We start from the raw sequence: 302 nt of genomic DNA on the forward strand, positions 1-302 counted from the left end.
CCACGGGCTTGAGGCCGAGAGCCCGGGCGAGCGCCGTGGAATCGCCCTTGTATGGGCTATCGCCCGAGAAGATGGACGTGAATCCGTTTCGCGTGAATTGCGCGCTGCAGTCCCAGCTCGGCGCTCCGGAGTTGAGAAAGCATCCGATGATCGGCATGGGTATCCAGCTGAGCGGTGCAGCCGTACCTCCGAGAAGCTGGAAGCGTCGACCGTCCGGCATGGTGATCGTCGTCGTGATCCGTCTCACCGGCAGGCTTTTCTCGAATTCCTTCGTCTCCTCCTGACTGACGGTGACGATGGGC

The 302-nt window shown here is 62.3% G+C and carries 1 pseudogene; it reads right to left on the reverse strand.

What is annotated here, in order from left to right:
* Positions 1 to 302 (reverse strand): annotated as a pseudogene (locus AF337_RS44145) (hypothetical protein); the annotation flags it as partial.

It is taken from the genome of Rhizobium ecuadorense, from assembly GCF_001187535.1.
GTDB lineage: Bacteria > Pseudomonadota > Alphaproteobacteria > Rhizobiales > Rhizobiaceae > Rhizobium > Rhizobium ecuadorense.